Origin of the sequence: Methylophilus sp. Q8, from assembly GCF_000800115.1 — a bacterium.
In the GTDB taxonomy this organism is placed as follows: domain Bacteria; phylum Pseudomonadota; class Gammaproteobacteria; order Burkholderiales; family Methylophilaceae; genus Methylophilus.
In genome coordinates this window covers 1793962-1818613 of record NZ_JUHE01000001.1, presented here as the reverse complement: position 1 = coordinate 1818613, position 24652 = coordinate 1793962, and the positions used below count along the sequence as shown (strand labels likewise).

Here is a 24652-nt window from a genome sequence, read left to right as displayed (position 1 = left end):
GGTGTCACAAGACGCAATGCAGTCATGGTTGCCATCCACCCTGTATCTCGAAACTGACCGGGCGTTGCGGATGACTTTCGTTCACCTGGTGCTTTTGCAGATGCACCTGGTTGAGCGTTGGCACCGCCTGTAACTGGCTCACATATTTAAGCAAGTCCTGGTAGCTCTTGGCTTCGCCTGACAGCACAAACTGGCCGCGATTGGCATCTGGCAATAATTGCAACAAGGCGATGTCTGGCACCTGGCGCGATTCCAAGGCTTGCAACAGATCAAACCAGCGCACATTTAACTGCTGCACAATTTTTTCGGCGACCTTCTGCTGTGGCTGGCTTAATACCGCGACAGGCTGCTTGACTGCCACTTTAGTGGCTGGCTGATGTTCTGTGGCTGTCGCTCCGGCCTGTTGTTGCGTCAACTGCTGCTGGCGTTGCGCAAGGCGCTGCAACTGCGCCTCGGTCTCTGTCAGTCCCGTATACTTCACGGCGACTAACACACCCAATAGCACAACCAGCAATCCACCTGGCCAGCGCAATGCCTGCCAGGCAAACGCTGGCTGCGCAAATTCAAATTGATAGTTAGGATTAGGCCACATGCATGACCTCCGGCCACAGCGAAGTCACTTGATTCGCAGCATAGAGCAGTTGCCATGGCAACTGCCCTGCCAATTGCTGTGACAGCCGACGCCCGGTGGCAGCCACAGGCGCGCAGGCCGGTTCACTCACCCAATAGCACGGACTCGCCTGCACACCCAGCAAGGTACGTTCACGCAACAACCAGGCAGCCATGGCTTCCACCTCAGTCATGTCTGTTGTCAGGCTGGCAACATGGGTCACCTGGCCTTGTTCCAGCTGCAATAGCCTCAGCATATGTGGTTCCGCAGTCAGCACCGTGCCGCTCGCAGGCAGACGCGTGTGCGCCCATAAGGCACACACATAGGGTAGCACCGACCATTGCATGGCCTTGCTTGCCAACAGCGCATTTAAATTCAACGTTTGCAAAGCAGGCATCGCCACCAGCAAGCTGTCTTGTGGCTGCTGGATATCGGCTAACCGGAACGGCCATGCCCGTGCGGCTTCGCCATAGGTTTGCATCAATACCGCCCGCGCATAGGCCTGCTGCTCCTGCCCGGAGATATCCAGCGTTTGCAGGGATTGTGTCATGGCAGGCAGGCGCAACAGATGCACATGTTTGTCAGCAAGGTAAATTTCAATACGCTGCCAGCGGCTGGCGGGCAGTTGTGCCAGCAATGCCGGCAGCGCAGCTTGCAAGTCTGCCCCGGTCCAGCTGCTTTCTGCCGTCAGCCTGCGTGTGTGCAAGCCTGCAGGCCTGTGCTCAGCCAGTAAACGGTCTGCGGTGATCAGCACCCGCGTTAAACCTAACCAACGGAAATCAGGCAATAAACGTGACACGATTGATCTCCTGTAAACTGGTCATGCCTTCTGCCACCGCAGTGATCGCGGCTTCCCTGATGGTGCGCATGCCATTTCTGGCTGCAGCCTCCTTAAGTTGCCGGATCGGTTGCCTGGCGATAATCATCTCGCGCAGCTCATCATTGAGCACCAGCATTTCTGCCACGGCCTTACGCCCTTTATAACCCGTGCCACGACAATGGCCGCACCCTTGCGCGTGTTTGAACTGCATGCCAGCCGCCTGTGCGGAGGTCAGCCCGGAAGCCTTTAACATGTCCTCGTCCGGCACAAAAGGCTCAGCACAATGTGGGCACAAGGCACGTACCAGGCGCTGGGCAATAATGCCATTCACCGCAGATACAAAGTGATAGGGATCTACCCCCATATGCATAAAGCGGCCGATCACATCCAGCACACTGTTGGCGTGCACGGTGGAGAACACCAGGTGACCAGTCAATGCCGCCTGCACGGCAATTTGCGCCGTTTCGGCATCACGGATTTCACCGACCATGATTTTATCGGGGTCGTGGCGCAGGATGGAGCGCAGGCCACGCGCAAAGGTCAGGCCTTTTTTCTCATTGACGGGGATTTGCAGCACGCCTGGTAACTGATACTCCACCGGGTCTTCAATGGTGATGATTTTGTCAAAGCCGGTATTCACTTCAGAAATGGCGGCATAAAGAGACGTCGTTTTGCCACTGCCGGTCGGGCCGGTCACCAGTACCATGCCATACGGCTCACTGGCCAGTTTCCTGAAGCCGGCAATAACCTGCGGATCAAAGCCCAGGGCCTTGAGGCTTAGGCCCTGCGCCTGCTCGGTCAATGCCTTACGGTCCAATACGCGTAAGACGGCATCTTCACCAAAGGCACTGGGCATGATGGAGACACGGAAGTCGATCAGCCGCCCCATGGCATGCACTTTAAAGCGGCCATCCTGTGGAATCCGCCGTTCGGCAATATCCAGCTGCGCCATGACCTTGATACGTGAAATGGCCTGTTCTGCGCTGTCCAGCCCCGGGCTGTTGGCAATGCTGGCCATGACGCCGTCAATGCGGTATTTCACGGCCAGGCCGCCAGGATGCGTTTCCAGGTGGATATCACTGGCGCCGGTTTTAAGCGCGTCATATAAGGTGGAGTTGATCAGCTTGACGATGGGGTTGGCGTCTTCATGGATAGACTTGAGCGACAACTGCATGACGACTTCTTCGTCACCCTCTTGCGCCTGCTCGGTAGACAAGCCGACACCATCCATGGCACGCATGGTTTCTTCTTCACCGGCCAGGTAAGCACTGATTTCCAACCTGTGCGCCAGCCGCCATTCAAACGGCACTTGCACCGCATGCTGCACCCATAGCGGCAACTGGCGGTTAAACGGGTCAGCAAACACCAGAATCAGGGTTTGTTGCGCATCGTAAAACGCCAGGCACTCTTTCTGCTGGGCGGTGTTATAGCTGATGACATCAAAGGCTACCTGCCACTCGCGCATCTCACGCATGGTGGCCACCGGGTAATGCAACAGGCTACCCAATTGTGTGATCAGCGCTTCGTTCTCTAAAGAAAGCAACTCTTCCAGCACTTCAATCACACGGCGTTGCTGTTGTTGTGCCAGTGTTTGCGCCTGGGCAAACAGGTCTGCCGGCAAGGCGGATAAGGCGTGGTTGGGCACAGGCTGGTTCATTGGATTTGTCCCGCCAGTTCAAAGATAGGCATATAGAGCAGTAGCACCACAACCCCAATCACCAGGCCGATAAACAGCATTAACAAAGGCTCAAACAATTTGGTAAACCAGTCTATCCAGCGTGCCAGTTCTTCATCATAAAAGCTGGCGATTCTATCCATCATCTGCGCGACGTTACCGCCACGTTCGCCGACCAGCAGCATGCGCTCTCCGATCGGAGTGGTCATGCCCGCAGTTTGAAAGGCCTGTGACAGTGGCTGGCCCTCGCTGATCATGGTTTGTGCCTGTTGCAGGCTCAGGGCCAGGCTGCTGTCGAGCAAGCCGCCCAGCGAATCAATTGCGGTCATAATCGGTGTACCGCCGGCCAGCAGCATGCCCAGGGTGCGGTAAAAACGGGCCAGTTGATAAAGATGTAACTTGTCACCAATGGCGGGGATACGCCACAGCATCCGCAACATGGACTGGCGCATGGCAGGCGTTTTGAATAGCAATACCAGGCCAATCATCATGCCTGCCAGTATCACCAGCATGGTCTCGCCATGCTGTGAAATCAGCGTACCCCACTGCAACATCATTTTCGACATCCACGGCAAGTCAGCCCCGGTGCCTTCATAGACACTGCTGAACTTCGGCACCACAAACCCCATCAGAAACGCAATCACCAGGCCACCCACCACAATCAGCAGCAGGGGATAGATAGAGGCACTGATGATTTTCTTTTTAAGCAGTGAGACCTGGTTGTCGTAAGCAATATAGCGCGACAAGGCATTGCCCAGGTCACCGGTGCGCTCGGCGGCTTTGACGGTGGCGATATACAGCGGTGGGAATACGGCAGGCTGGCGCTCGAGTGCGGCAGAGAATGACTTGCCTTGCTGCAAGGACTGCAGAATGCTTTGTAATACGCTACGCGTGTGGTCCTGGCGCAAAGACAGCGCATCAATCGCTTCCACCAGGTTGAGGCCAGAATCCAGCAAAGCCAGTAACTCCTGGCTGAACAATGCTAGGGGAAATGTTTCGCGCCGGGATACTTTGGCTGCCTTTTGCGCATGCAATGACACTGGCATCAAGCCTTTGGATTTCAGTTGCGCGTACGCGTCCTGCTCATCGTCAGCCTGCAGCTCCACCATCGTGAGCGTAGAACCATTGAGCACTTTTGCCTGATAATGCATGGCAGTTTACCAGTTGGTAATATCCTGTGCTTCGTCACTACCGCCTACCTGGCCGTCCTTGCCCAGGCTGAACAAATCGTACTCGCCATGCTGACCCGGCATACGGTACTGGTACGCTTTGCCCCACGGGTCATTCGGTACTTCTTTTTTTAAATAAGGGCCGCTCCAGTGCGTGTTGTTATCGGCATTGGTCATCAATGCCTGCAAACCCTGCTCAGTGGCCGGATAGTGACCAACATCCAATCGATACTGATCCAGTGCCTGCTCCAGCGCTGCAATCTGTGCCTTCGCCGTCTTCACTTCTGATTTGCCTATCTGCTGGAAATACTTCGGCCCAACATAACCAGCAAGCAGGCCAATAATAACCATCACCACTAATAATTCTAGTAAGGTAAAACCGCGACTGTTCCGGACAGAACGACAAGGCATCGCTAACACTCCATGAAAATTTGATGACAATACTAAGCAGATTAGATTGCAGAAAAGTGGCGGCAATATGACAATCTGTCACAGTTGTAATGTTGGATTAACATCACCAGGCTGCCAGACAATGAGGTGAGCGCTCTGCCTGGGCGCTCAACACCCAGAAGAGGATAACATTTATTGAAATGTTTTTAAATTAATTAAAATATCAGCAAAGAAAAGCCGTGGCAAGCGTGAAAGCTTATTCGCCCAAAAAACCGCCGCTTTGGTGCGTCCACAATTTGGCGTAGATGCCATCGTGCGCCAGCAATTGATGGTGTGTACCTGTTTCAACAATACGGCCTTGATCAAGCACAATCAGCCTGTCCATGGCAGCAATGGTGGATAAACGATGGGCAATGGCAATCACGGTTTTACCTTCCATCAATTGTGCGAGATGATGTTGAATGGCTAATTCCACCTCGGAGTCCAGCGCGCTGGTCGCTTCGTCCAACACCAGTATTGGTGCGTTTTTCAGCATGACACGGGCAATGGCAATACGCTGGCGTTGACCGCCTGATAACTTCACACCACGCTCACCGACATGTGCATCGTAGCCGGTACGTCCCTTGGCATCGCGCAGGCTCAGAATGAAATCATGCGCCTCGGCACGCTTGGCGGCCATGATCATCTCATCATCAGTCGCATCCGGGCGGCCGTACAAAATATTCTCGCGCACAGAGCGATGCAACAAAGAAGTATCTTGTGTCACCATACCGATTTGCTGACGTAAAGAATCCTGTTTAACGCTATCAATCGCCTGCCCATCTATGCGGATATGCCCGGCCTGAATATCGTAAAAACGCATAAGCAAATTAACAATAGACGATTTACCGGCACCTGAACGCCCCACCAGTCCAACACGCTCGCCCGGTTGGATATGCAGGTCAAAATCCTGCAGTAACGGCGCTTGTTTGTCATAGGCGAAATCCACTTGCTGAAACAAGACCTCCCCTTTGGGTACACTCAGCGTGACTGCATCCGGTACATCAACCACGCGATTCTCCACTGACAAGGTATTCATGCCATCTTGCACCGTGCCGATTTGCTCATACAGCGAAGTCAGCTCCCACATTACCCAGTGCGAAATCCCGTTGAGGCGCAAGCCCATGGCCATCACGGCGGCCACTGCCCCGGCGGCGACCAGGCTTTGTGACCACAACCACAACACCATGCTGCCGCTGGCAATAATCAGGCACATGTTCAAAAAGTGATTAATGCTTTCGACACAACTCACCATACGCATTTGCCCATGGACGGTATCCAGGAACTCTTGCATGGCCGATTGCGCATAGCTCGCCTCGCGTCCTGCGTGCGAAAATAATTTCACGGTAGAAATATTGGTATAGGCATCCGTAATACGGCCAGTCATCAGCGCGCGCGCGTCAGCCTGATGCTGTGACACCTTGGCCAGTCGTGGAATAAAATAGACCAGGGCGCAAGCATAGAGCAACAGCCAGCCGAGGAAAGGCAGCACCATCCATGGATGAAAGCTACCGACGACGGTCACAATCGTGGTGAAATACAACAGCACATAGACCATGATATCAGCGAGGATAAACCAGACTTCACGTACGGCCAGCGCCGTTTGCATGACCTTGGCCGAGACGCGACCAGCAAATTCATCCTGGTAAAAACCCATGCTCTGGTTGAGCATATGCTGATGAAACTGCCAGCGCAAACGCATGGGGAAATTACCTGCCAGCGTCTGGTGCTTGATCAATGTTTGCAACACAATAACCAGCGTACTACCCATTAAAATCGACGCCACCAGCCACAAAGTGTCATGATGGGTGGTCCATAGCTGGCCAGGCGCAATCGCAGTCAACTTATCGACCACTTTGCCCATCAGTGCAAACAATAACGCTTCAAACGAACCAATACAGGCAGTGAGTATCGTCATCGCCAGGATATAGCGGCGCATGCCATATGAGCATGCCCACATAAAAGGCCAGAAACGGGTGGGGAGCTGATGCAGTATCTCGCGCGGAAATGGGGACACCAATGCTTCAAAACGGCTGAATAATCGCATGATCACTACTTGGAATAAATGGTACAAACGGCTTCGGCAACGATGCCTTCACTGCGGCCAGTAAAGCCGAGTTTTTCTGTGGTGGTTGCTTTCACATTCACCTGGTCAACCGCAACGTGACAATCAGCCGCAATATTGCTGCACATCTGTGCCGTATGCCTGCTTAATCTGGGGGCTTCACAAATCACCGTCGCATCAATATTACCAACCTGATAGCCTTTGTCATTCAGCAAAGCCACCACATGCCGCAACAACGTGCGGGAGTCGATTCCTTTAAATTGCATATCTGTCGGTGGAAAATGCTTGCCGATATCGCCCAAAGCAGCCGCGCCTAACAAAGCATCACAAATCGCATGTAGCAATACATCCGCATCAGAATGTCCGTCCAGGCCATGACTATGAGGAATATGCACGCCGCCGATAATACAGTCACGGCCAGTCACCAGCGCGTGTACATCAAAGCCGTGGCCAATTCTAAAGGGGATCATTCTGCATCCTGTTCGCTCTGCGTAGCCTGCATCAGTGCCGAGACAACGGCAACATCATGCGGATACGTAATTTTTAAATTTTTCAAACCACCCAGCACCAGCTTGGGTGCATGGCCTGCCCACTCCATTGCCTGCGCTTCGTCAGTCGGCTGGCGGTGTAAATGTGTGGCCAGCGCCTGCTGTAACATGCCGGCTTTAAACATTTGCGGCGTTTGTGCCTGCCACAATGCTTCACGCGGAACAGTCTCAGCGACATGCTGAGTCACATCAGCACGCTTCAAAGTGTCTGCCAGAGGCAAAGCCAGCAGACCACCAACGTCTGTCGGTCTAATGGCGTCAATTAAACGCTGCACCATCTCAGCATCGACACCAGGGCGTGCGGCATCATGGACTAACACCCAATCTTCGCGATCAATATATGACGCCATCGCCTGCAAACCTTGATAGACAGAAGCAGCGCGACTATCGCCACCGCAAGACAATACCTGAGTCTTATGACAGCCTTGCAACAAGTCATCCGACCAATAAGCATCTTCAGGTGCAGTCACAATAAAAATACGGCTGATGGCAGGTATCGCCTCAAAGGTATCGATAGCGTGACGCAAGATTGGTTTCCCGTTGAGTGGTAAATATTGCTTGGGCGCAACACTTTGCATACGCGAACCACTGCCGGCACTGGGAATCAGAACATGATATTGAGTCATCTTGTCATTTTATCATGCAGCCATGCACTTCTTTGGCACACCTGAAATCAAGCGGCTGATATTGCAACAAAACGTCATCCTCATGACTGCTTACCTGCTTTTGTTTAAGACGACTTAAACACTTGTTAAAAAGTCATTCTATAATCAAGCAGCGGTACCCATCATAACAATAGATCCTCGGGAGCGAATCATGAACAATACCAAGGTAATCATTAGCAGCGTCTTATTCTCCCTGTGCGCAACATTAGGCACCAGCTACGCGGACCCGCCTGCCCACGCGCCGGCACATGGCTGGAGAAAAAAACATGACCCGTACTATCGTGGCTATTCGGGCTACCAGTGGCAGCGTGACTATGGTGTGATCAGTGGAGAATGTCAGTGGCAAACCGTCGGCACGGTCACTGGTGGTGTCATCGGCGGCGCAGTAGGCGCCAGCGTCGGTGAAGGCTCAAATAAGCCGATTGCAATTATTCTCGGTTCTGTTATCGGCGCAGTCATTGGCAACCAGATCGGCAAAGCCATTGATAATAATGACAGGGGCTGTATAGGCCACGCCCTCGAACTCGGACGCATAGGGCAACGGGTTCATTGGGTAAATCCTGATAGCCGTATTGAATACAACCTCACGCCAACCGCAGACTTCATGCAAAGCAATCAAAAATGTAAATCTTACCGGCTTGAATGGATAGAACAGGGAAAACGTCAGCAAGCCAGCAATCGAGCCTGCCTAGCAGAACAAGGCCAATGGCAAACCATCAATTAAACGATCCTCTAAGCAAAAAAGCCTCTTGTTAAGAGGTTTTTTTATATTTAAGGAGGCATTTCTAATGTCCAACCCCATTTTTGTGCAATAAAAAAGGCCTCAACACGCGAGTGCTGAGGCCTTTTTAGAATAGGAGCTTGGGGATGACCTACTTTCGCATACGAAGAGTACACTATCATTGGCGCAAGTTCGTTTCACGGCCCTGTTCGAGATGGGAAGGGGTGGTTCCAAACCGCTATTGTCCCCAAACATAACTGGTAATGTTATGCATGGTGCTGAGTTTTTGCTCAGCCTGCTTTAACAAATTGGAAGAAGTAAAGGATGCAAGCGTTTTACGCTTGTTTTCAATGGGATTAGGGTATGAAACAACTTGTGTTTCTTATTTCTAGATGATTGCCAAATCATATTGCTTTGAACTACACCTTGCTTAGATTTTAGTCTAAGTTTTAAGGTTATAGGATCAAGCCTCACGAGCAATTAGTATCAGTTAGCTTAATGCATTACTGCACTTCCACACCTGACCTATCAACGTCCTGGTCTTGAACGACTCTTTAGCTGGCTTAAAGCCAGAGGCAAGTCTCATCTCGAGGCGAGTTTCACGCTTAGATGCTTTCAGCGTTTATCTCTTCCGCACTTAGCTACCCAGCTATACCATTGGCATGATAACTGGTCCACCAGAGGTGCGTCCACTCCGGTCCTCTCGTACTAGGAGCAGGTCCCCTCAAACTTGCAGCGCCCACGGCAGATAGGGACCAAACTGTCTCACGACGTTTTAAACCCAGCTCACGTACCACTTTAAATGGCGAACAGCCATACCCTTGGGACCGGCTACAGCCCCAGGATGTGATGAGCCGACATCGAGGTGCCAAACTCCCCCGTCGATATGAACTCTTGGGAGGAATCAGCCTGTTATCCCCAGAGTACCTTTTATCCGTTGAGCGATGGCCCTTCCATACAGAACCACCGGATCACTATGACCTGCTTTCGCACCTGCTCGACCTGTCCGTCTCGCAGTCAAGCAACCTTATGCCATTGCACTATCAGTACGATTTCCGACCGTACCTAGGTTACCTTCGCACTCCTCCGTTACTCTTTGGGAGGAGACCGCCCCAGTCAAACTGCCTACCATACACGGTCCCCAGTCCGGATTACGGACCTAGGTTAGAACCTCAACAACATCAGGGTGGTATTTCAAGGTTGACTCCACGAAATCTAGCGACTCCGCTTCAACGTCTCCCACCTATCCTACACAAATCTTGTCAAAGTCCAATGTAAAGCTGCAGTAAAGGTTCATGGGGTCTTTCCGTCTAGCCGCGGGGAGATTGCATCTTCACAAACATTTCAACTTCGCTGAGTCCCGAGAGGAGACAGTGTGGCCATCGTTACGCCATTCGTGCGGGTCGGAACTTACCCGACAAGGAATTTCGCTACCTTAGGACCGTTATAGTTACGGCCGCCGTTTACTGGGACTTCAATCAAGAGCTTGCACCCCATCATTTAATCTTCCAGCACCGGGCAGGCGTCACACCCTATACGTCCACTTTCGTGTTTGCAGAGTGCTGTGTTTTTATTAAACAGTCGCAGCCACCTTTTCACTGCAACCCCATCGTGCTTCGAGAGTAAATCTCTACACACTACCGGGGCGCACCTTCTCCCGAAGTTACGGTGCTAATTTGCCGAGTTCCTTCTCCCGGGTTCTCTCAAGCGCCTTAGAATTCTCATCCTGCCCACCTGTGTCGGTTTGCGGTACGGTCTTATACAACTGAAGCTTAGTGGCTTTTCTTGGAAGCATGGTATCAATCACTTCGTCTGCAAGCAGACTCGTTATCACGTCTCAGTCTTAGCTCTCCGGATTTGCCTAAAGAACCAACCTACACGCTTGAACCGGGACATCCAACACCCGGCTGACCTAACCTTCTCCGTCCCCACATCGCATTGTATAGAGGTACAGGAATATTAACCTGTTTCCCATCAGCTACGCATCTCTGCCTCACCTTAGGGGCCGACTCACCCTGCGCCGATGAACGTTGCGCAGGAAACCTTGGGCTTTCGGCGAGGGAGCTTTTCACTCCCTTTATCGCTACTCATGTCAGCATTCGCACTTCTGATACCTCCAGCATGCCTCACAGCACACCTTCGCAGGCCTACAGAACGCTCTCCTACCATGCCATATAAATATGGCATCCGAAGCTTCGGTTACGTGCTTAGCCCCGTTACATCTTCCGCGCAGGACGACTCGACCAGTGAGCTATTACGCTTTCTTTAAATGATGGCTGCTTCTAAGCCAACATCCTGGCTGTCTATGCCTTCCCACTTCGTTTTCCACTTAGCACGTCATTTGGGACCTTAGCTGTCGGTCTGGGTTGTTTCCCTCTTGACCACGGACGTTAGCACCCATGGTCTGTCTCCCGTAATTGCATTTCTCAGTATTCGGAGTTTGCAATGGTTTGGTAAGTTCTTATGAACCCCCTAGCCATAACAGTGCTCTACCCCCGAGAATGATATACGAGGCACTACCTAAATAGTTTTCGGAGAGAACCAGCTATCTCCAAGTTTGTTTAGCCTTTCACCCCTATCCACAGCTCATCCCCAAATTTTTCAACATTTGTGGGTTCGGACCTCCAGTACCTGTTACGGCACCTTCATCCTGGCCATGGATAGATCACTTGGTTTCGGGTCTACACCCAGCGACTGATTCGCCCTATTCGGACTCGATTTCTCTACGCCTCCCCTATCGGTTAAGCTTGCCACTGAATGTAAGTCGCTGACCCATTATACAAAAGGTACGCAGTCACCCCTTACGAGGCTCCCACTGTTTGTATGCATACGGTTTCAGGATCTATTTCACTCCCCTCCCGGGGTTCTTTTCGCCTTTCCCTCACGGTACTTGTTCACTATCGGTCGATATCGAGTATTTAGCCTTGGAGGATGGTCCCCCCATGTTCAGACAAGGTTTCTCGTGCCCCGCCCTACTTTTCGTTACCCTAGTTCCACAAACGGGATTTCGTATACGGGACTATCACCCACTACGGTCGGACTTTCCATTCCGTTCTACTATCGCGTCTGCTAAAAATAACAGGCTGTTCCATGTTCGCTCGCCACTACTTACGGAATCTCGGTTGATTTCTTTTCCTCGAGTTACTTAGATGTTTCAGTTCACTCGGTTCGCTTTACTCTTCCTATATATTCAGAAGAGAATGACCTTACGGCCGGGTTTCCCCATTCGGACATCTCCGGATCAAAGCTTATTTGCCAGCTCCCCGAAGCTTTTCGCAGGCTATCACGTCCTTCATCGCCTGATATCGCCAAGGCATCCACCATATGCACTTATTCACTTGACCCTATAACGTTAAAACCTAAACCCTTTTTAAATCTAGATTTCGTCGTGCATGAGACACGCGTTACAGGTAATTCTAAAGCACTATCAAACCTCGTTAGATTCGCTTAAATTATCAATCACTCAATAACCTAAACTTCTCAACTTGCGTTTAATATTTATGATTTTGCAATCAATCGATATTATTTCCGGTTAAAAAATAATATCGCCCATTGAATATAAGTTGTCATCACACAACCTATATTCCTTTACTTCTTCCATTTTGTTAAAGAGCAGTCTTAGTAGTTAAACTAATGTTTAAAAACCAGAAGCAAACATTTAATCAAACTTCAATTAATAACGCTTGCTTCTAATCTCTAATTCACAACAAAGCTTTATATATCCAAACCACAATCGGTGGTGGAGGATAACGGGATCGAACCGTTGACCCCCTGCTTGCAAAGCAGGTGCTCTCCCAGCTGAGCTAATCCCCCAATATTCGGTGGTGGGTCTGGTTGGGCTCGAACCAACGACCCCCGCCTTATCAAGACGGTGCTCTAACCAGCTGAGCTACAGACCCTAAGGCGGTTTGCCTAAATCTTTGTTGCTGCTTAATTTTAGATGACTGATAAGAGTGAATGCTTGAAGCCGAGTGATCTTCTCTAGAAAGGAGGTGATCCAGCCGCACCTTCCGATACGGCTACCTTGTTACGACTTCACCCCAGTCATGAATACTACCGTGGTAATCGTCCCCCTTGCGGTTAGACTAACTACTTCTGGTAAAACCCACTCCCATGGTGTGACGGGCGGTGTGTACAAGGCCCGGGAACGTATTCACCGCGACATGCTGATCCGCGATTACTAGCGATTCCGACTTCATGCTCTCGAGTTGCAGAGAACAATCCGGACTACGATCGGCTTTCTGAGATTAGCTCCCCCTCGCGGGTTGGCAACTCTCTGTACCGACCATTGTATTACGTGTGAAGCCCTGGCCATAAGGGCCATGAGGACTTGACGTCATCCCCACCTTCCTCCGGTTTGTCACCGGCAGTCCCATTAAAGTGCCCAACTAAATGATGGCAATTAATGGCAAGGGTTGCGCTCGTTGCGGGACTTAACCCAACATCTCACGACACGAGCTGACGACAGCCATGCAGCACCTGTGTCCACTTTCCCTTTCGGGCACCTAATGCATCTCTGCTTCGTTAGTGGCATGTCAAGGCCAGGTAAGGTTTTTCGCGTTGCATCGAATTAATCCACATAATCCACCGCTTGTGCGGGCCCCCGTCAATTCCTTTGAGTTTTAATCTTGCGACCGTACTCCCCAGGCGGTCTACTTCACGCGTTAGCTGCGTTACTCATGGATTTTACTCCACCAACAACTAGTAGACATCGTTTAGGGCGTGGACTACCAGGGTATCTAATCCTGTTTGCTCCCCACGCTTTCGTGCATGAGCGTCAATATTATCCCAGGGGGCTGCCTTCGCCATTGGTATTCCTCCACATCTCTACGCATTTCACTGCTACACGTGGAATTCTACCCCCCTCTGACATATTCTAGTCTTGTAGTTTCAAACGCAGTTCCCAAGTTGAGCTCGGGGATTTCACATCTGACTTACAAAACCGCCTGCGCACGCTTTACGCCCAGTAATTCCGATTAACGCTCGCACCCTACGTATTACCGCGGCTGCTGGCACGTAGTTAGCCGGTGCTTCTTATCAAGGTACCGTCAGCCTCACACTTTATTAGAATGTAAGTTTTCTTCCCTTGCGAAAGAGCTTTACAACCCGAAGGCCTTCTTCACTCACGCGGAATGGCTGGATCAGGCTTTCGCCCATTGTCCAAAATTCCCCACTGCTGCCTCCCGTAGGAGTCTGGACCGTGTCTCAGTTCCAGTGTGGCTGGTCGTCCTCTCAGACCAGCTACTGATCGTCGCCTTGGTAGGCCATTACCCCACCAACTAGCTAATCAGATATCGGCCGCTCTTATAACGTAAGGTCCGAAGATCCCCTACTTTCCCCCTCAGGGCGTATGCGGTATTAGCTAATCTTTCGACTAGTTATCCCCCATTACAAGGTACGTTCCGATATATTACTCACCCGTTCGCCACTAATCCCCCTAGCAAGCTAAGGTTCATCGTTCGACTTGCATGTGTAAAGCATTCCGCCAGCGTTCAATCTGAGCCAGGATCAAACTCTTCAGTTTAATTCCTAACTATTACTTTTTACCTCAATTAAGAGGCGGTATTCGATTCGCTTATATCTCAAATTCATTTCAAGGTATGTGTGTAAAAAACACTGTACATACTTGTCATAAATCTAAGTGTAAAGCATTTGTATTTTCTGAGTTTCTACGCATTAAATGCGCTTCACTCAACTACAAACACCCACACTTATCAGTCATCCTAATTTTTAAAGAACAGTCAGCTTCTAAGCCGTTTTCGTTACCGTTATTTCGTAACGAGGTGCGCATTATACAGAGGTTTTTCGTTCGGTCAAGCATCAAAATCATTTAATTTCTAAACTCATTTTTGCTTGGTTGCGGGAACAGGATTTGAACCTGTGACCTTCGGGTTATGAGCCCGACGAGCTGCCAGACTGCTCCATCCCGCGTCCGAATCGACTAGTAAAACTTGTGTTGCGTCGAGAGGTGAGACTATAGCAAACTTACAAAAACAGTGTCAACAGTTATTTGCTAAATATATTGTAGAGCGAGGCATATTTGCCGCCAGACTGCATCAACTGTTCATGCACGCCCTCTTCAACGATTTGACCTTGGTCCATCACAATAATTCGACTGGCGTGCTGTATGGTGCTCAGGCGGTGGGCAATCATGATCGTGGTCTTGCCTAACATGAGCTGGTTGAGCGCGGCTTGCACTTTATGCTCGGACTCGTTATCCAGCGCTGAGGTCGCCTCATCCAGAATGAGGATAGGGGCATTCTTGAGCATGGCACGTGCAATCGACAGGCGCTGGCGCTGGCCACCTGACAAACGCAGGCCGCGGTCGCCGATATGCGTATCCAGCTGCTGTGGTAATTTTTCGATGAATTCCCAGGCATGCGCGGCTTTGGCAGCGGCAATCACTTCTGCTTTAGACACGCCGCGCAAGCTGCCATAAGCGATATTGTTATAAATAGTGTCGTTAAACAGCACGGTCTCCTGGCTCACCAGTGCAAACTGCTGGCGCAAATACGGCAACCCCAGTTGCTGAATCTTGATGCCATTGATGGTAATGCTGCCTTGCTGTACCTCATGAAAGCGTGGCAACAGATGCACCAGCGTAGATTTGCCGCCACCAGACATGCCTACCAGCGCAATACTTTCGCCTGCCTGAATAGTCAAGTTAAGGTTTTTCAATGCCGCATGCTGGCCATAGGGATACTTAAAAGCGACATTGTGGAATTGAATCTCTTTAACAGGCTGCTCTAGCGCTAACTCGCCCTGATTTATTTCGGCCGGCGTATCCAGCACGGCAAAAACGCTCTGGCAAGCAGTCACTGCAATTTGCACATCCTCATTCACAGAAGCAATCGCCTTCACCGGCCCAATCAGCATAAGCAAAGCACCAATAAACGCCGCGAACTCACCGGCAGTGAATTGACCTGCGGAATAATAGATGACCATGCCCAAGGCAATCGCCGCCAGCATTTCGACAAACATACTATTGAGACCGGAAATGCGTCCCAGCCTGACCATCATCTGCCGGTTGGTGGCTACAATGCGGCTAAACCGCTGGTATTCATAAGCTTCACCATTGAATACCTTGACGACACGCTGACCACTGGCGGCTTCTTCAATCACTTGCGTCATGTCTGACATACTCGCCTGCACCTGCTTGCCAGAGTTACGTAACTTGGGCGTCATTTTTTTCAGGTAGCGGGTAATGACAGGGGCCAGCATCAAGAAGACCAGCGTGAGTTTCCAATCCAGGTAGAGCATATAAGCCACAATGCCGAGAATCGTCAGGCTGTCACGAATAGATGAAATAATGACTTTGGTGACGGCACTATATAGCTGCTCGCAATCAAAGGTCATTTTAGTGGTGATGTTGGCGATGGCATGCTGGTCAAAGAAACTGGCAGGCAGTTTTAACATATGGTCAAACACATGATTGCGTACATCTTCAATCACACGCCGTCCGACAATACGCACCAGGTAATTAGACCCAAAACCGGCCAATGCCCGCACAAACAGCAAGCCGCACAGCGTGGCGGCCAGATAGATGCGCGAACTGTTTTCTGCATGACCAGCAAAACCTTCGTCAGTCACATGTTTAATAGTACTCAGAAAACCGGTATTGCTGGCAGAGAGGATGACCAGGCAACACAGCGCCGCAGCAAAGGTCAGCCAATAGGGTTTGATATAGGCCATCAGCCTGCTCAGGTATGTGTAAGTGCTGTGTGTATTATTCATTATGGTTGTTTATACCTGTCATAGCTCCACATATATTGCAGCGGGAATTGGGTGACCAATGTCTCTAACACCTGGTTAAGTTTGGTCGGTGAAGAAACCGCTTCGGGACTCACCGCTTTTAAATGTAAATCGTAGCCCTGCCCATCCGCTAGCCTTTCCGCCACCACCACAATCACGCGCGTATCGACGCGACTCAATAATTGGCTGACCAGAGTCATGGTGTACATGGGTTTACCAAAAAAACCTACCCACTCACCCTGCCCCTTGCTGGCGATTTGGTCAGGCAGAATCCCGACGGCCTGATTGGCGTACAAGGCTTTCAGCATTTGCCTGACACCTTTTAGGTTGGCGGGCGCCAGTCTCACCGCACCTTTTTGACGCCCGGCTTGCATAAACACACGCACCCACGACTGTCGGGAATCGCGATTAAGTACGGTAATCGGTTGCATGCTGGCGTAATAAATAGAGGTAATTTCAAAGCAGCCAATATGTGGTGTCAAAAACAGGATACCTTTGCCATGCGCCATGGCTTCGTCCAGGCAGGCTTTGCCATGCACATGACGTACCCATTGCAGCACCTGCGCCTGTGAACGCGACCAAATGGCTAAAGATTCAAGGATAAATTTGCCCATCTCTCGCTGATTCTGGCGTACTGCCTGTTGTAAGGCCTGCTCAGAAGGGAACAGGCCACTTTGCCTGAGGTTGCTGATTAACAGTTGATTTTGTTTAGTCGCGACGACATAAAACAAACGGCCCAGACAAGCACCCAGACGGTGTATCCACTTCAGGGATAACCAGTCCAGCAGGCTGCAGATGGCTTTTAAAAGATACTGAGTCATGCGGGCATCATCCTGCCGAAACCAGCAACGACTGCAATTTAGCCACCACAGACTGCACTGTGATGCCCAGAATATCCTGCTGCGGATCTTGAATCACGCTGGCTCGCGGTGACCATGGCCGGTAGCGCACGGGTGAGCCCGGACCAAACAGCGTGAGTGTAGTCAAACCTACAGCCGCAGCCATATGTCCAAGACCGGAGTCATTGCCGAGATAAAAATGACATTGCCTCAACAACGCATACGATTGTGGCAGCGTTAAACCACCGCAGGCGTTATACACAGGCAATGTGGCCTGCGCGATAAATTGCGTTGCAAGCGCCTGGTCAGCGCGGCCTCCCAATAACACAACGCCATCAAAATCTGCCTTGAGTGCATTAGCGACTGCCGCATAGCGCGCCACCGGCCAGATTTTGCCTGCAAAATTGGCACCGGGGCCGATCGCAAGCCAGCGCCCACTCAGTGGGAATTGTGCAGCGACGACTTGAGCATCCTGCTCACTTGCCCACAACTCAGCATTGGGCACGCAATGACCGACCAGTGTGTGCACGGCCAATAAATGCTTTTCTACTGAGTGCATATGCAGCGTGCTTGCATTGGGATACTTCTTGAATCGCCGCCTCGCGCGCAGTAAATAAACCAGAAAATCCGTGCGTAAATCCACAACGATGTCGTAACGCGTTTTCCGCAAGGCGATAATCAATTGCAGATAACCACGCCAGCCACTTTGCTTGTCGCGAACAAACAATTGTCCAATATAAGGACAAGGCGCAAACAAGGCAGAAGAACGAGGATCACAGACCAGGTCTATGCATACATCCGGGTACTGCGCATGCAGGGCGGCCAGGACCGGGGTGGTCATCACGGCGTCACCAATATTAGAGAGCGTGATCACGAGGATGCGCTTGGCGGTCATCGTCATCATCAATGGTCGGGGATCACACATGCCCCAACCCCATAGCGTGCAGTGCTGCCTGCAATTGCTGTTGCAACTGCAGTGGAGAAAAATAGCGCGTATATAAGGTATGCGCGGCCTGGCCTTGCTCACTCGCACAATGCGACCATTGCACCACCGCTTCTGATAACGCTTTTGGATTGGCTGCTTCAATTTGCCATAAGCCATGCTGCTTACTGATGTCTGCTGGATACGCAGCGCTGGCACGCGTGATCACTGGCCGCCCGCACGCCAATGCCTGAAATACCTTATTAGGCATCACCTGTGAAGCCTTTTCCGAATCACTAAACACCCCCAGCACAAGATCTGCCTGCGCAATGCGCTGCGGCAACTGGCGATAAGGCATGCTAGCCTCAAAATCCACATTATCCAAACCGACAGCCTGCTGTTGAGCGCTGGCCCTGGCAGGGCCGTCACCCAGCAACACCCAGCGGATATGCGTATGCTGGCGCGTCAATCTTGCGGCTTCTATGACGGTTTGCACCCCATGCAAGGCAATAAAGCTGCCATAAAACAACACCTCAATTGCCGCCGGGGAGCGTTCGGCTGCAATAGGCGTAAACAAGGGTTGCTCGGCGCCGACATAGACGCAGGCGGTTTTTGCAGCGGACAGCTTGAATCGCTGCATAAACATCTGCCGCTGCGGTTCGGTATCCAGCAAGACCATGTCTGCAGATTGCAGCCATTGGCTTTCGCGGTCAAGCAAGCGACGCGCTGCCAGGCCATCCGCCCTGATTTTTTGCCGCTCATAAACCTGCTTCTGCCAGGCGCTAATCAAGGGGTCGAACAACAACGGGATATTTTTTTTACGTGCCCAACGCGCAGCAGCGGCCACATCGCGGTGCCGGAAACAAGGCACCCACACCAGGTCTGCGCTGAGGCCTTTCAACTGTGCCTCAATATCTGCCAGGGCACTGATGCGCGGTGAGAAATCAATCAGTTGATAACCCAAGGCTTGCAGCAACTGCCTGCAAATGCGGTTACGCGAATAATCCAGGTCTGAACGACCCCACCAAATCACTTTAGGCATGCTTAGGTTCTGCCAAATAAGGAACCAAGCGCTGTGGGGTGAGTTGCTGCATGCAGCTGTGGTGGCTACATTGCTTGGCGTAACAGTTCTTGCATGACACCTCCAGTTGTAGCGCTAGCACTTGCTGCCCCAGTGGCTTCACGCGTAACGGGTTGGTCGGGCCACAGATCACAGTCATCGGTGTGCTGGTCGCTGCCGCCAAATGGGCGGTGCCAGTATCATTGGCAACAATGGCGGCCGCCTGTGCGCAGATGACCGGCACCTCAAGCAAACTGGTTTGCCCACATAGGTTCACCACGTGCTGTGGATGTTGGCTGGCAATGGCCAGGCACTCCTCAGCCTCATCCCGCCCGCCGAGTAAGACCACACGCATGCCCTGCTGATCATAATGCGCAACCAAATCAGCATAATGTTTAGCACCCCAGCGCTTGGTCTGGCCACTGGCATGGCTGCCGCATAAAAAAACCACAAACGATTTGTGCTGCAACGCATGCCCTGCCAACAGTTGCCCGGCAGACGCGACTGACGACGGTGGAGTATGCAACTTGGGCGCAGGTGTGCGCAAAGGGATACCCGCACAAAGCAAGGTTTGCTGCATGATTTGGAAACCGTGTGCCTGTAGCAGGCGCTGCCGCTGGTGTATGGTGTAAGGAAAACGCGGGTGATTACCCAATAACAAGGCCGGCGCCTTACCCATCAGCCTGAGCATGGTCAGCAAACCACGACTTTTATCGTTGGTTTGCAAATCGATAATCAGGTCATACTGCATCGCAGCCACTTCAGCCAGCCATTGCCGGTAGGCACGCCAGCGACCCGGCTGTTGCTGCAGGTTGACGCACCAGACCCGGCTAAACCTTGGATCATGTGTAAACAGCGATTGCCAGGCGGGCATGGTGTTCAGGTGCAACTCCGCTTGCGGAAACGCTAGCCGAATATCTTCCATGATGGCGGTACTGATGACGATATCGCCCATACCACCCCATTTGATAATAAGGATGCGCTTGATGGCCGGGTCACGCGGCAAATCGCGCACAATGGTGTGATCCAGCGTTGCGCCAAAACAATCAGCATCCCGGTATTGCATCAGTTTAGCTTGCGCCGTCATTGTTGCTCCGCTCCAGACTGGCGATAAAAGCGCAAGCCAGCAACATTAGTACCGGAAACCACCAAGGCACCAGCATAGGTTGGGTAGTATTGACCGGGAAGTAAATCACCATTAATGGCAAGGTATAAGGCCAGGCCTGATGTTGATCAGTGACTGTTGCCTGCCTGAACCAGCGGACACATAACCCCACAATCGCCACCAACCCCAAACCGCCAACCAATCCGGTTTCCGCCAGCCATTCGACATAGATGTTATGGCTATGTGTAGGATTGTGGGCAAAAGGATCATCGGCACGGCTGGCGTATTGTGCATAGGCACGCTTGTAGTTATTACTGCCTATACCGGTGACTGGATTGGCTTGCCACATATGCAAACCGGTTTCCCACAAGTTCAGTCGATAACTGAGTGCATGATTCACCCGGTCAAAGATGGATTGCTCAGCGGCAGCAATGGCCTGTGTATTCTGCAATTTATATTTGGCTAACTCTGGATTTAGAAAGCTGGAACATAGCGTCACCACTAGCGGCACTGCCAATACGGCCAGCCAGACCTTCCAGCCAGGCTGGCTGCGCCATAGCCCCAGCAGCAGCATCAGAAGATAAATATAGACATAACCACGCGCACCAGACAGCGCCACTACCACCCCGGCCCCCAGCAACATGACCCACGCCAGCCAGGCACGTTTGGCTTGCAAGTGATAAAAAATCAACGGCAGCACGGCCAGCATCAAGATTCCCTGATGCAAATCGCTAAACATGCCCGTTATACGGCCCTCCGGCGTTTTAGGCATACCCAGCACATCCACCCCAAACAGGTATTGAATAGCACTATCCAGTATCCACAGGGCAATGACCCAACTCAGCCAGCGCGCAAGTAATTGCCTGATCGCAGCCTGCTGCAATAGCATAATCAGGGCAAGTCCTGCCAGATACATCAGGCTAAACCAGGCAATAGCCGCTAATGTGGCTTTGACATCAAACGCATGCAGCAATGATAGCCACATAGGCAGCCATAGCAACAGAAACACCGCTGTCCAGCGGCACGCTGCGCGCTGCTTGCGTAAATCTGAGAACCTCGCCAGCAACAACCCCGCACCAACAATAGTCAGTAACAAGGTAGGCAGCCTTGCACCGCCGGAAAAAGGACTCCAGGCAATAATCATCACAGCCAGCAATAAGCATATGTGTGCTAAAGCCTGTGGCATGACGAGGGGCTTATTCTGATGTAAAGACGCAATGGCATGCATGGTCAACTCCCTTGTCCGGCATCGGCCATCACATCGTGATAAACCGCCAGCGTTTCCTGTTGCATCACCTGTAATGAAAAATGCGTGTTTGGCTGCACTGTTGGCGGATGAGCAAGCCAGCTCAGTGTCAGCATGGCGACTTCAGCCACGTTGCCCACCGGCACCGCCCCTTCCGGCAATAGCGCTGCCAACTGCTCCGCCACGCCACCATGCTGGTAGCCAATCACCGGCACGCCCAAACTCAATGCTTCCACTGTCGTACGCCCAAAGGCCTCTGGCTCGGTAGATAAGGAATAAACAATACTGGCCATGGCCATGATCTGTTTCACATCCTGGCGGTAGCCGGTCAAGGTGACGCACTCGGACAATCCAGCTGCGTGTATCTTCTGCTGCAAACAAGCGGCAAAGGCCTGTTTATCAGCAGCCACCTCGCCCACCAGCAAAGCGTGTACATCCCGATGTTGCTGGCAAACAATGCGCAACATATCGACAAAGTCTGCGGCGCCCTTCCAGCGTGAGACCCTGGCGGGCAACACCAGCAAACGCTTGCCACGCGTCTGCGGATATTCGGCAAACCATTCTTGTTGCCAGTTCAGATCTGGCGTACAGCCTGGCGTGTATTGCGCGGTATCCACCCCACGGTAAATCAGCTGCAATTTGCGTGCATCTACTTGGTATTCCCGCTGCGCATACGCCTGTATCGTTTTAGAAATGACAATCACCCGTTCACCACAGGTCATGATGCGGCTATACCAGCCGGGGCGATAATAACCATGCACCGTCGTCACCAGGTGCGGCCGTTGCTCAGAGGGCATGCCTTTCCAGGCCAGATACACGACCCAGGCCGGAAAGCGCGAACGCACGTGCACAATATCCACTTGTTCACGCCGCCATAGTGCACGCAATTTAGGAATCAGTAAAAAAGTCAGCAGCGATTTGCGCCCGATGGGAAAGGTAAAATGCGTACTGCCTGCGGCCTCCAGCTCAGCTACCATGCGCCCGCCCGCCGACATCACCAGCGAGCGGTGACCTTGCGAAACCAGATGCGCAGCGACCTCCAAGGTGCCCCGCTCTACCCCGCCCGATTGCAAGGCAGGTAATACTTGTAAAACCGTCAGTGTGCGCAAAACAGGAATTCAACCACTAGCTTAATCGTGATACCAGGCGACGCCTTGTAGAAGTGCTGTTGAAATAAGCCAGCAAGGCATCACTGCAACGGCTGGCTTCATTAAAACCAAGCACTGGCCGCATATATTGGCGATACAAACCATAAGGGTCATACCTGGTGACCAGTTGGCGGTCTACCAACTTTTCGATGCCACGGCTAACGCGGCCGCTGCTTTTTGCAGAGAGGCTAATCAGCCCTACCGCCACTTGTGCCGTAAGCGCTTCATATACCATGGAGACAGAATCTTCAGTCACCCAGGCGGTAGAAACACGTGCTAGGGTAGTTTGCACCCAGTCTTTGCCGGTTTCGGCAATCGGGATAATCGTCAGGTTGGTCAACCTGACGCGCTGCATGGCAGAAACAAAGCTGGCTGGCGTGCGTCTGGAGGTGGTCAGGACGAAATTGACTTCGGTATGCTTGCGTACCAAGTCATAGACTTGCGCGATCACACCCAGCTCATCCCAGTGGAAATGCTTACAAGGGCCGCCAATCATGATTAGCACATCACTGCTCTCTTTTTTAACGGGAGCAGGCTGGATATGATTGATGACACCACGCGTCTCGATAAAACTGGAGAAACCGCGGTACTGGTCGTGTTCCGGGATCAAACAGACATCGAACAATTCGGCAGGGAGGCTGGGTTGCATCATGCACACCGTTTGCCCGCCATAAACGCGCTTGGCGGCCAACATATGGCCGTGCGTGGCATGGCCAGCACCAATAATCATATCCGGTTTGGGCAAGTGTTTACCGGCGGGCCACACACCTGCAGCCAGATATAACCAGCCTGCGCCACCGCGGCCTACGGATACATCGACGACATGAACCGGCAAACGCTGCTGCATGGCATTGACCAGGCCTAAAGACTGATGCTCATGACCGGGCTTGCCGTCTAAAAGACGCCAAACCACTAGGGCATTGCTTGAACCTAGAGAATTGTTTGAACGATTTTGACTGATCATGGGCACCACCTGCATATGCCGTGCAGGTTAGAGGTGCATCATGACAAAAAGATTAAATTAAAAAGAAGGAATTATGTCGATGCACCCGCGACATAGCACGGGTGCAATATAGAAACTTATGAAAATCAGCTACTTGGCCGCGCCGAATACCTTTTTGAGCAGGCTACTGGCCTGGCCCATCGGGTCCTGACGAATCGCCGCCTCTTCTTTGGCAATCATCAGGTAAACCCCGTCGAGTGCTTTTTGCGTGACATATTGATTGATGTTGGCATCTTCTTTCTTAATCACGCCAAACTTGCTGCCCATCTCGGCATATTTGTTATAGGTATCTGCTAATTGCACATTGGCGGTGGCTTTTTGCACGATGGGCAAGAACTTAGCCGCCATATCTGTCGAAGTCGTTTTCTTGAAATATTGTGTGGCCGCATCTTGCGGGCCAGTGAGGATATTCTTGGCATCTGTCACACTCATTTGCTTGACCGAGTTGACCAATAGCGTTTTAGCTTCAGGCACGGCTTGTTCGGCTGCCCGGTTCATCTTGAGAATCAGTTCATCCGCCTGGCTGCCCATACCGACCAGTCGCATGCCTTTTTCGATTTTCTTTAATGACTCCGGCAATGGGATTTTGACCTCTTTATTCCCCATAAAACCGTCTGTGGCACCTAGCAGGCCCACTGCTTTGCTCACGCCCTGGTTAAGGGCAAGTTTCAGCCCATCGCTGGTTTCCTGTTCGCTCAGATTGCTGACCGCACTACTATTACTGCTACTACTGGTCGAGCTACCACCGACTTTTTCAACAATATCGCCCAAGCCTTTGAGGTCCAACGCTTGTGCATCTGTGATTAATAAACCGGCCAACAATACCCACGCTGTATTTTTCATGATTACGCTCTTTAACAAGTTAAATGCAGTGT

Annotated in this window: 18 protein-coding genes, 3 tRNA genes and 3 rRNA genes; 1 reads left to right on the top strand and 23 read right to left on the bottom strand. The window is 51.7% G+C overall.

What is annotated here, in order from left to right; genetic code table 11:
• Positions 1-22: 22 nt before the first annotated feature.
• The 8 genes from GQ52_RS08890 to ispD form a co-directional block, all read right to left on the bottom strand.
• Entirely contained in the window at positions 23-592 is a 570-nt protein-coding gene (locus GQ52_RS08890; protein WP_047516905.1) for a PilN domain-containing protein, read from the bottom strand.
• Positions 582-1409, bottom strand: a complete 828-nt coding sequence (locus GQ52_RS08885; protein WP_047516902.1) for a hypothetical protein — start codon at positions 1407-1409, stop codon at positions 582-584. Before GQ52_RS08885 ends, GQ52_RS08890 begins: the two co-directional genes overlap by 11 nt.
• On the bottom strand, positions 1390-3087 hold the full coding sequence (locus GQ52_RS08880) for a GspE/PulE family protein (RefSeq protein WP_047516900.1): 1698 nt from the start codon (positions 3085-3087) through the stop codon (positions 1390-1392). Before GQ52_RS08880 ends, GQ52_RS08885 begins: the two co-directional genes overlap by 20 nt.
• Entirely contained in the window at positions 3084-4256 is a 1173-nt protein-coding gene (locus GQ52_RS08875; protein WP_047516897.1) for a type II secretion system F family protein, read from the bottom strand. The genes GQ52_RS08880 and GQ52_RS08875 overlap by 4 nt, the downstream gene beginning before the upstream one ends.
• A gap of 6 nt (positions 4257-4262) precedes the next feature.
• Positions 4263-4685: a type II secretion system major pseudopilin GspG gene (gene gspG, locus GQ52_RS08870; RefSeq protein ID WP_019883079.1), complete on the bottom strand. Its 423-nt coding sequence runs from the start codon at positions 4683-4685 to the stop codon at positions 4263-4265.
• Positions 4686-4920: 235 nt separating this feature from the next.
• Entirely contained in the window at positions 4921-6750 is a 1830-nt protein-coding gene (locus tag GQ52_RS08865) for an ABC transporter ATP-binding protein (RefSeq protein WP_047516894.1), read from the bottom strand.
• A gap of 5 nt (positions 6751-6755) precedes the next feature.
• Positions 6756-7238 carry a 2-C-methyl-D-erythritol 2,4-cyclodiphosphate synthase gene (gene ispF, locus GQ52_RS08860; RefSeq protein ID WP_047516891.1) on the bottom strand — a complete coding sequence of 161 codons (483 nt, stop codon included), beginning with the start codon at positions 7236-7238 and terminating at the stop codon, positions 6756-6758.
• Positions 7235-7942, bottom strand: coding sequence for a 2-C-methyl-D-erythritol 4-phosphate cytidylyltransferase (ispD, locus tag GQ52_RS08855; protein WP_047516888.1), 708 nt, complete (start codon positions 7940-7942; stop codon positions 7235-7237). Before ispD ends, ispF begins: the two co-directional genes overlap by 4 nt.
• Positions 7943-8132: 190 nt before the next feature.
• Between ispD and GQ52_RS08850 the strand changes: the two genes are divergently transcribed.
• On the top strand, positions 8133-8705 hold the full coding sequence (locus GQ52_RS08850) for a glycine zipper 2TM domain-containing protein (RefSeq protein ID WP_047516885.1): 573 nt from the start codon (positions 8133-8135) through the stop codon (positions 8703-8705).
• Between the two features lie 135 nt (positions 8706-8840).
• On the opposite strand, the gene rrf is transcribed toward GQ52_RS08850, so the two are convergent.
• The 15 genes from rrf to GQ52_RS08775 all read right to left on the bottom strand — a co-directional run bounded on the left by rrf (position 8841) and on the right by GQ52_RS08775 (position 24620).
• Positions 8841-8954, bottom strand: a 5S ribosomal RNA gene (rrf, locus tag GQ52_RS08845).
• A 207-nt stretch (positions 8955-9161) separates the two neighbouring features.
• Positions 9162-12046, bottom strand: a 23S ribosomal RNA gene (locus GQ52_RS08840).
• 393 nt (positions 12047-12439) lie between these two features.
• Positions 12440-12515: transfer RNA gene (locus tag GQ52_RS08835), tRNA-Ala, on the bottom strand.
• 9 nt (positions 12516-12524) lie between these two features.
• A tRNA-Ile gene (locus GQ52_RS08830) sits at positions 12525-12601 on the bottom strand.
• A gap of 86 nt (positions 12602-12687) precedes the next feature.
• A 16S ribosomal RNA gene (locus GQ52_RS08825) occupies positions 12688-14226 on the bottom strand.
• Together the 16S, 23S and 5S rRNA genes with 3 tRNA genes alongside form the textbook arrangement of a ribosomal RNA operon.
• 330 nt (positions 14227-14556) lie before the next feature.
• Positions 14557-14633: transfer RNA gene (locus GQ52_RS08820), tRNA-Met, on the bottom strand.
• A 75-nt stretch (positions 14634-14708) separates the two neighbouring features.
• Positions 14709-16436: a lipid A export permease/ATP-binding protein MsbA gene (gene msbA / locus GQ52_RS08815; RefSeq protein WP_047516883.1), complete on the bottom strand. Its 1728-nt coding sequence runs from the start codon at positions 16434-16436 to the stop codon at positions 14709-14711.
• Entirely contained in the window at positions 16436-17275 is an 840-nt protein-coding gene (locus GQ52_RS08810) for a lysophospholipid acyltransferase family protein (protein ID WP_047516880.1), read from the bottom strand. The genes msbA and GQ52_RS08810 overlap by 1 nt, the downstream gene beginning before the upstream one ends.
• Before the next feature lie 7 nt (positions 17276-17282).
• Entirely contained in the window at positions 17283-18218 is a 936-nt protein-coding gene (locus GQ52_RS08805; protein ID WP_081979333.1) for a glycosyltransferase family 9 protein, read from the bottom strand.
• Positions 18211-19257, bottom strand: coding sequence for a glycosyltransferase (locus GQ52_RS08800; RefSeq protein WP_047516875.1), 1047 nt, complete (start codon positions 19255-19257; stop codon positions 18211-18213). The genes GQ52_RS08805 and GQ52_RS08800 overlap by 8 nt, the downstream gene beginning before the upstream one ends.
• Positions 19250-20362, bottom strand: a complete 1113-nt coding sequence (locus tag GQ52_RS08795; protein ID WP_047516872.1) for a glycosyltransferase family 9 protein — start codon at positions 20360-20362, stop codon at positions 19250-19252. Before GQ52_RS08795 ends, GQ52_RS08800 begins: the two co-directional genes overlap by 8 nt.
• Positions 20346-21608 (bottom strand): O-antigen ligase, encoded by a 1263-nt coding sequence (locus tag GQ52_RS08790; protein WP_047516869.1) that lies wholly within the window; start codon positions 21606-21608, stop codon positions 20346-20348. The genes GQ52_RS08795 and GQ52_RS08790 overlap by 17 nt, the downstream gene beginning before the upstream one ends.
• A 2-nt stretch (positions 21609-21610) precedes the next feature.
• Positions 21611-22735 carry a glycosyltransferase family 4 protein gene (locus GQ52_RS08785; protein ID WP_047516862.1) on the bottom strand — a complete coding sequence of 375 codons (1125 nt, stop codon included), beginning with the start codon at positions 22733-22735 and terminating at the stop codon, positions 21611-21613.
• Between the two features lie 16 nt (positions 22736-22751).
• Entirely contained in the window at positions 22752-23687 is a 936-nt protein-coding gene (locus tag GQ52_RS08780) for a mitochondrial fission ELM1 family protein (RefSeq protein ID WP_235273085.1), read from the bottom strand.
• Positions 23688-23867: 180 nt separating this feature from the next.
• Positions 23868-24620 (bottom strand): DUF4197 domain-containing protein, encoded by a 753-nt coding sequence (locus GQ52_RS08775; protein WP_047516856.1) that lies wholly within the window; start codon positions 24618-24620, stop codon positions 23868-23870.
• Positions 24621-24652: the final 32 nt, after the last annotated feature.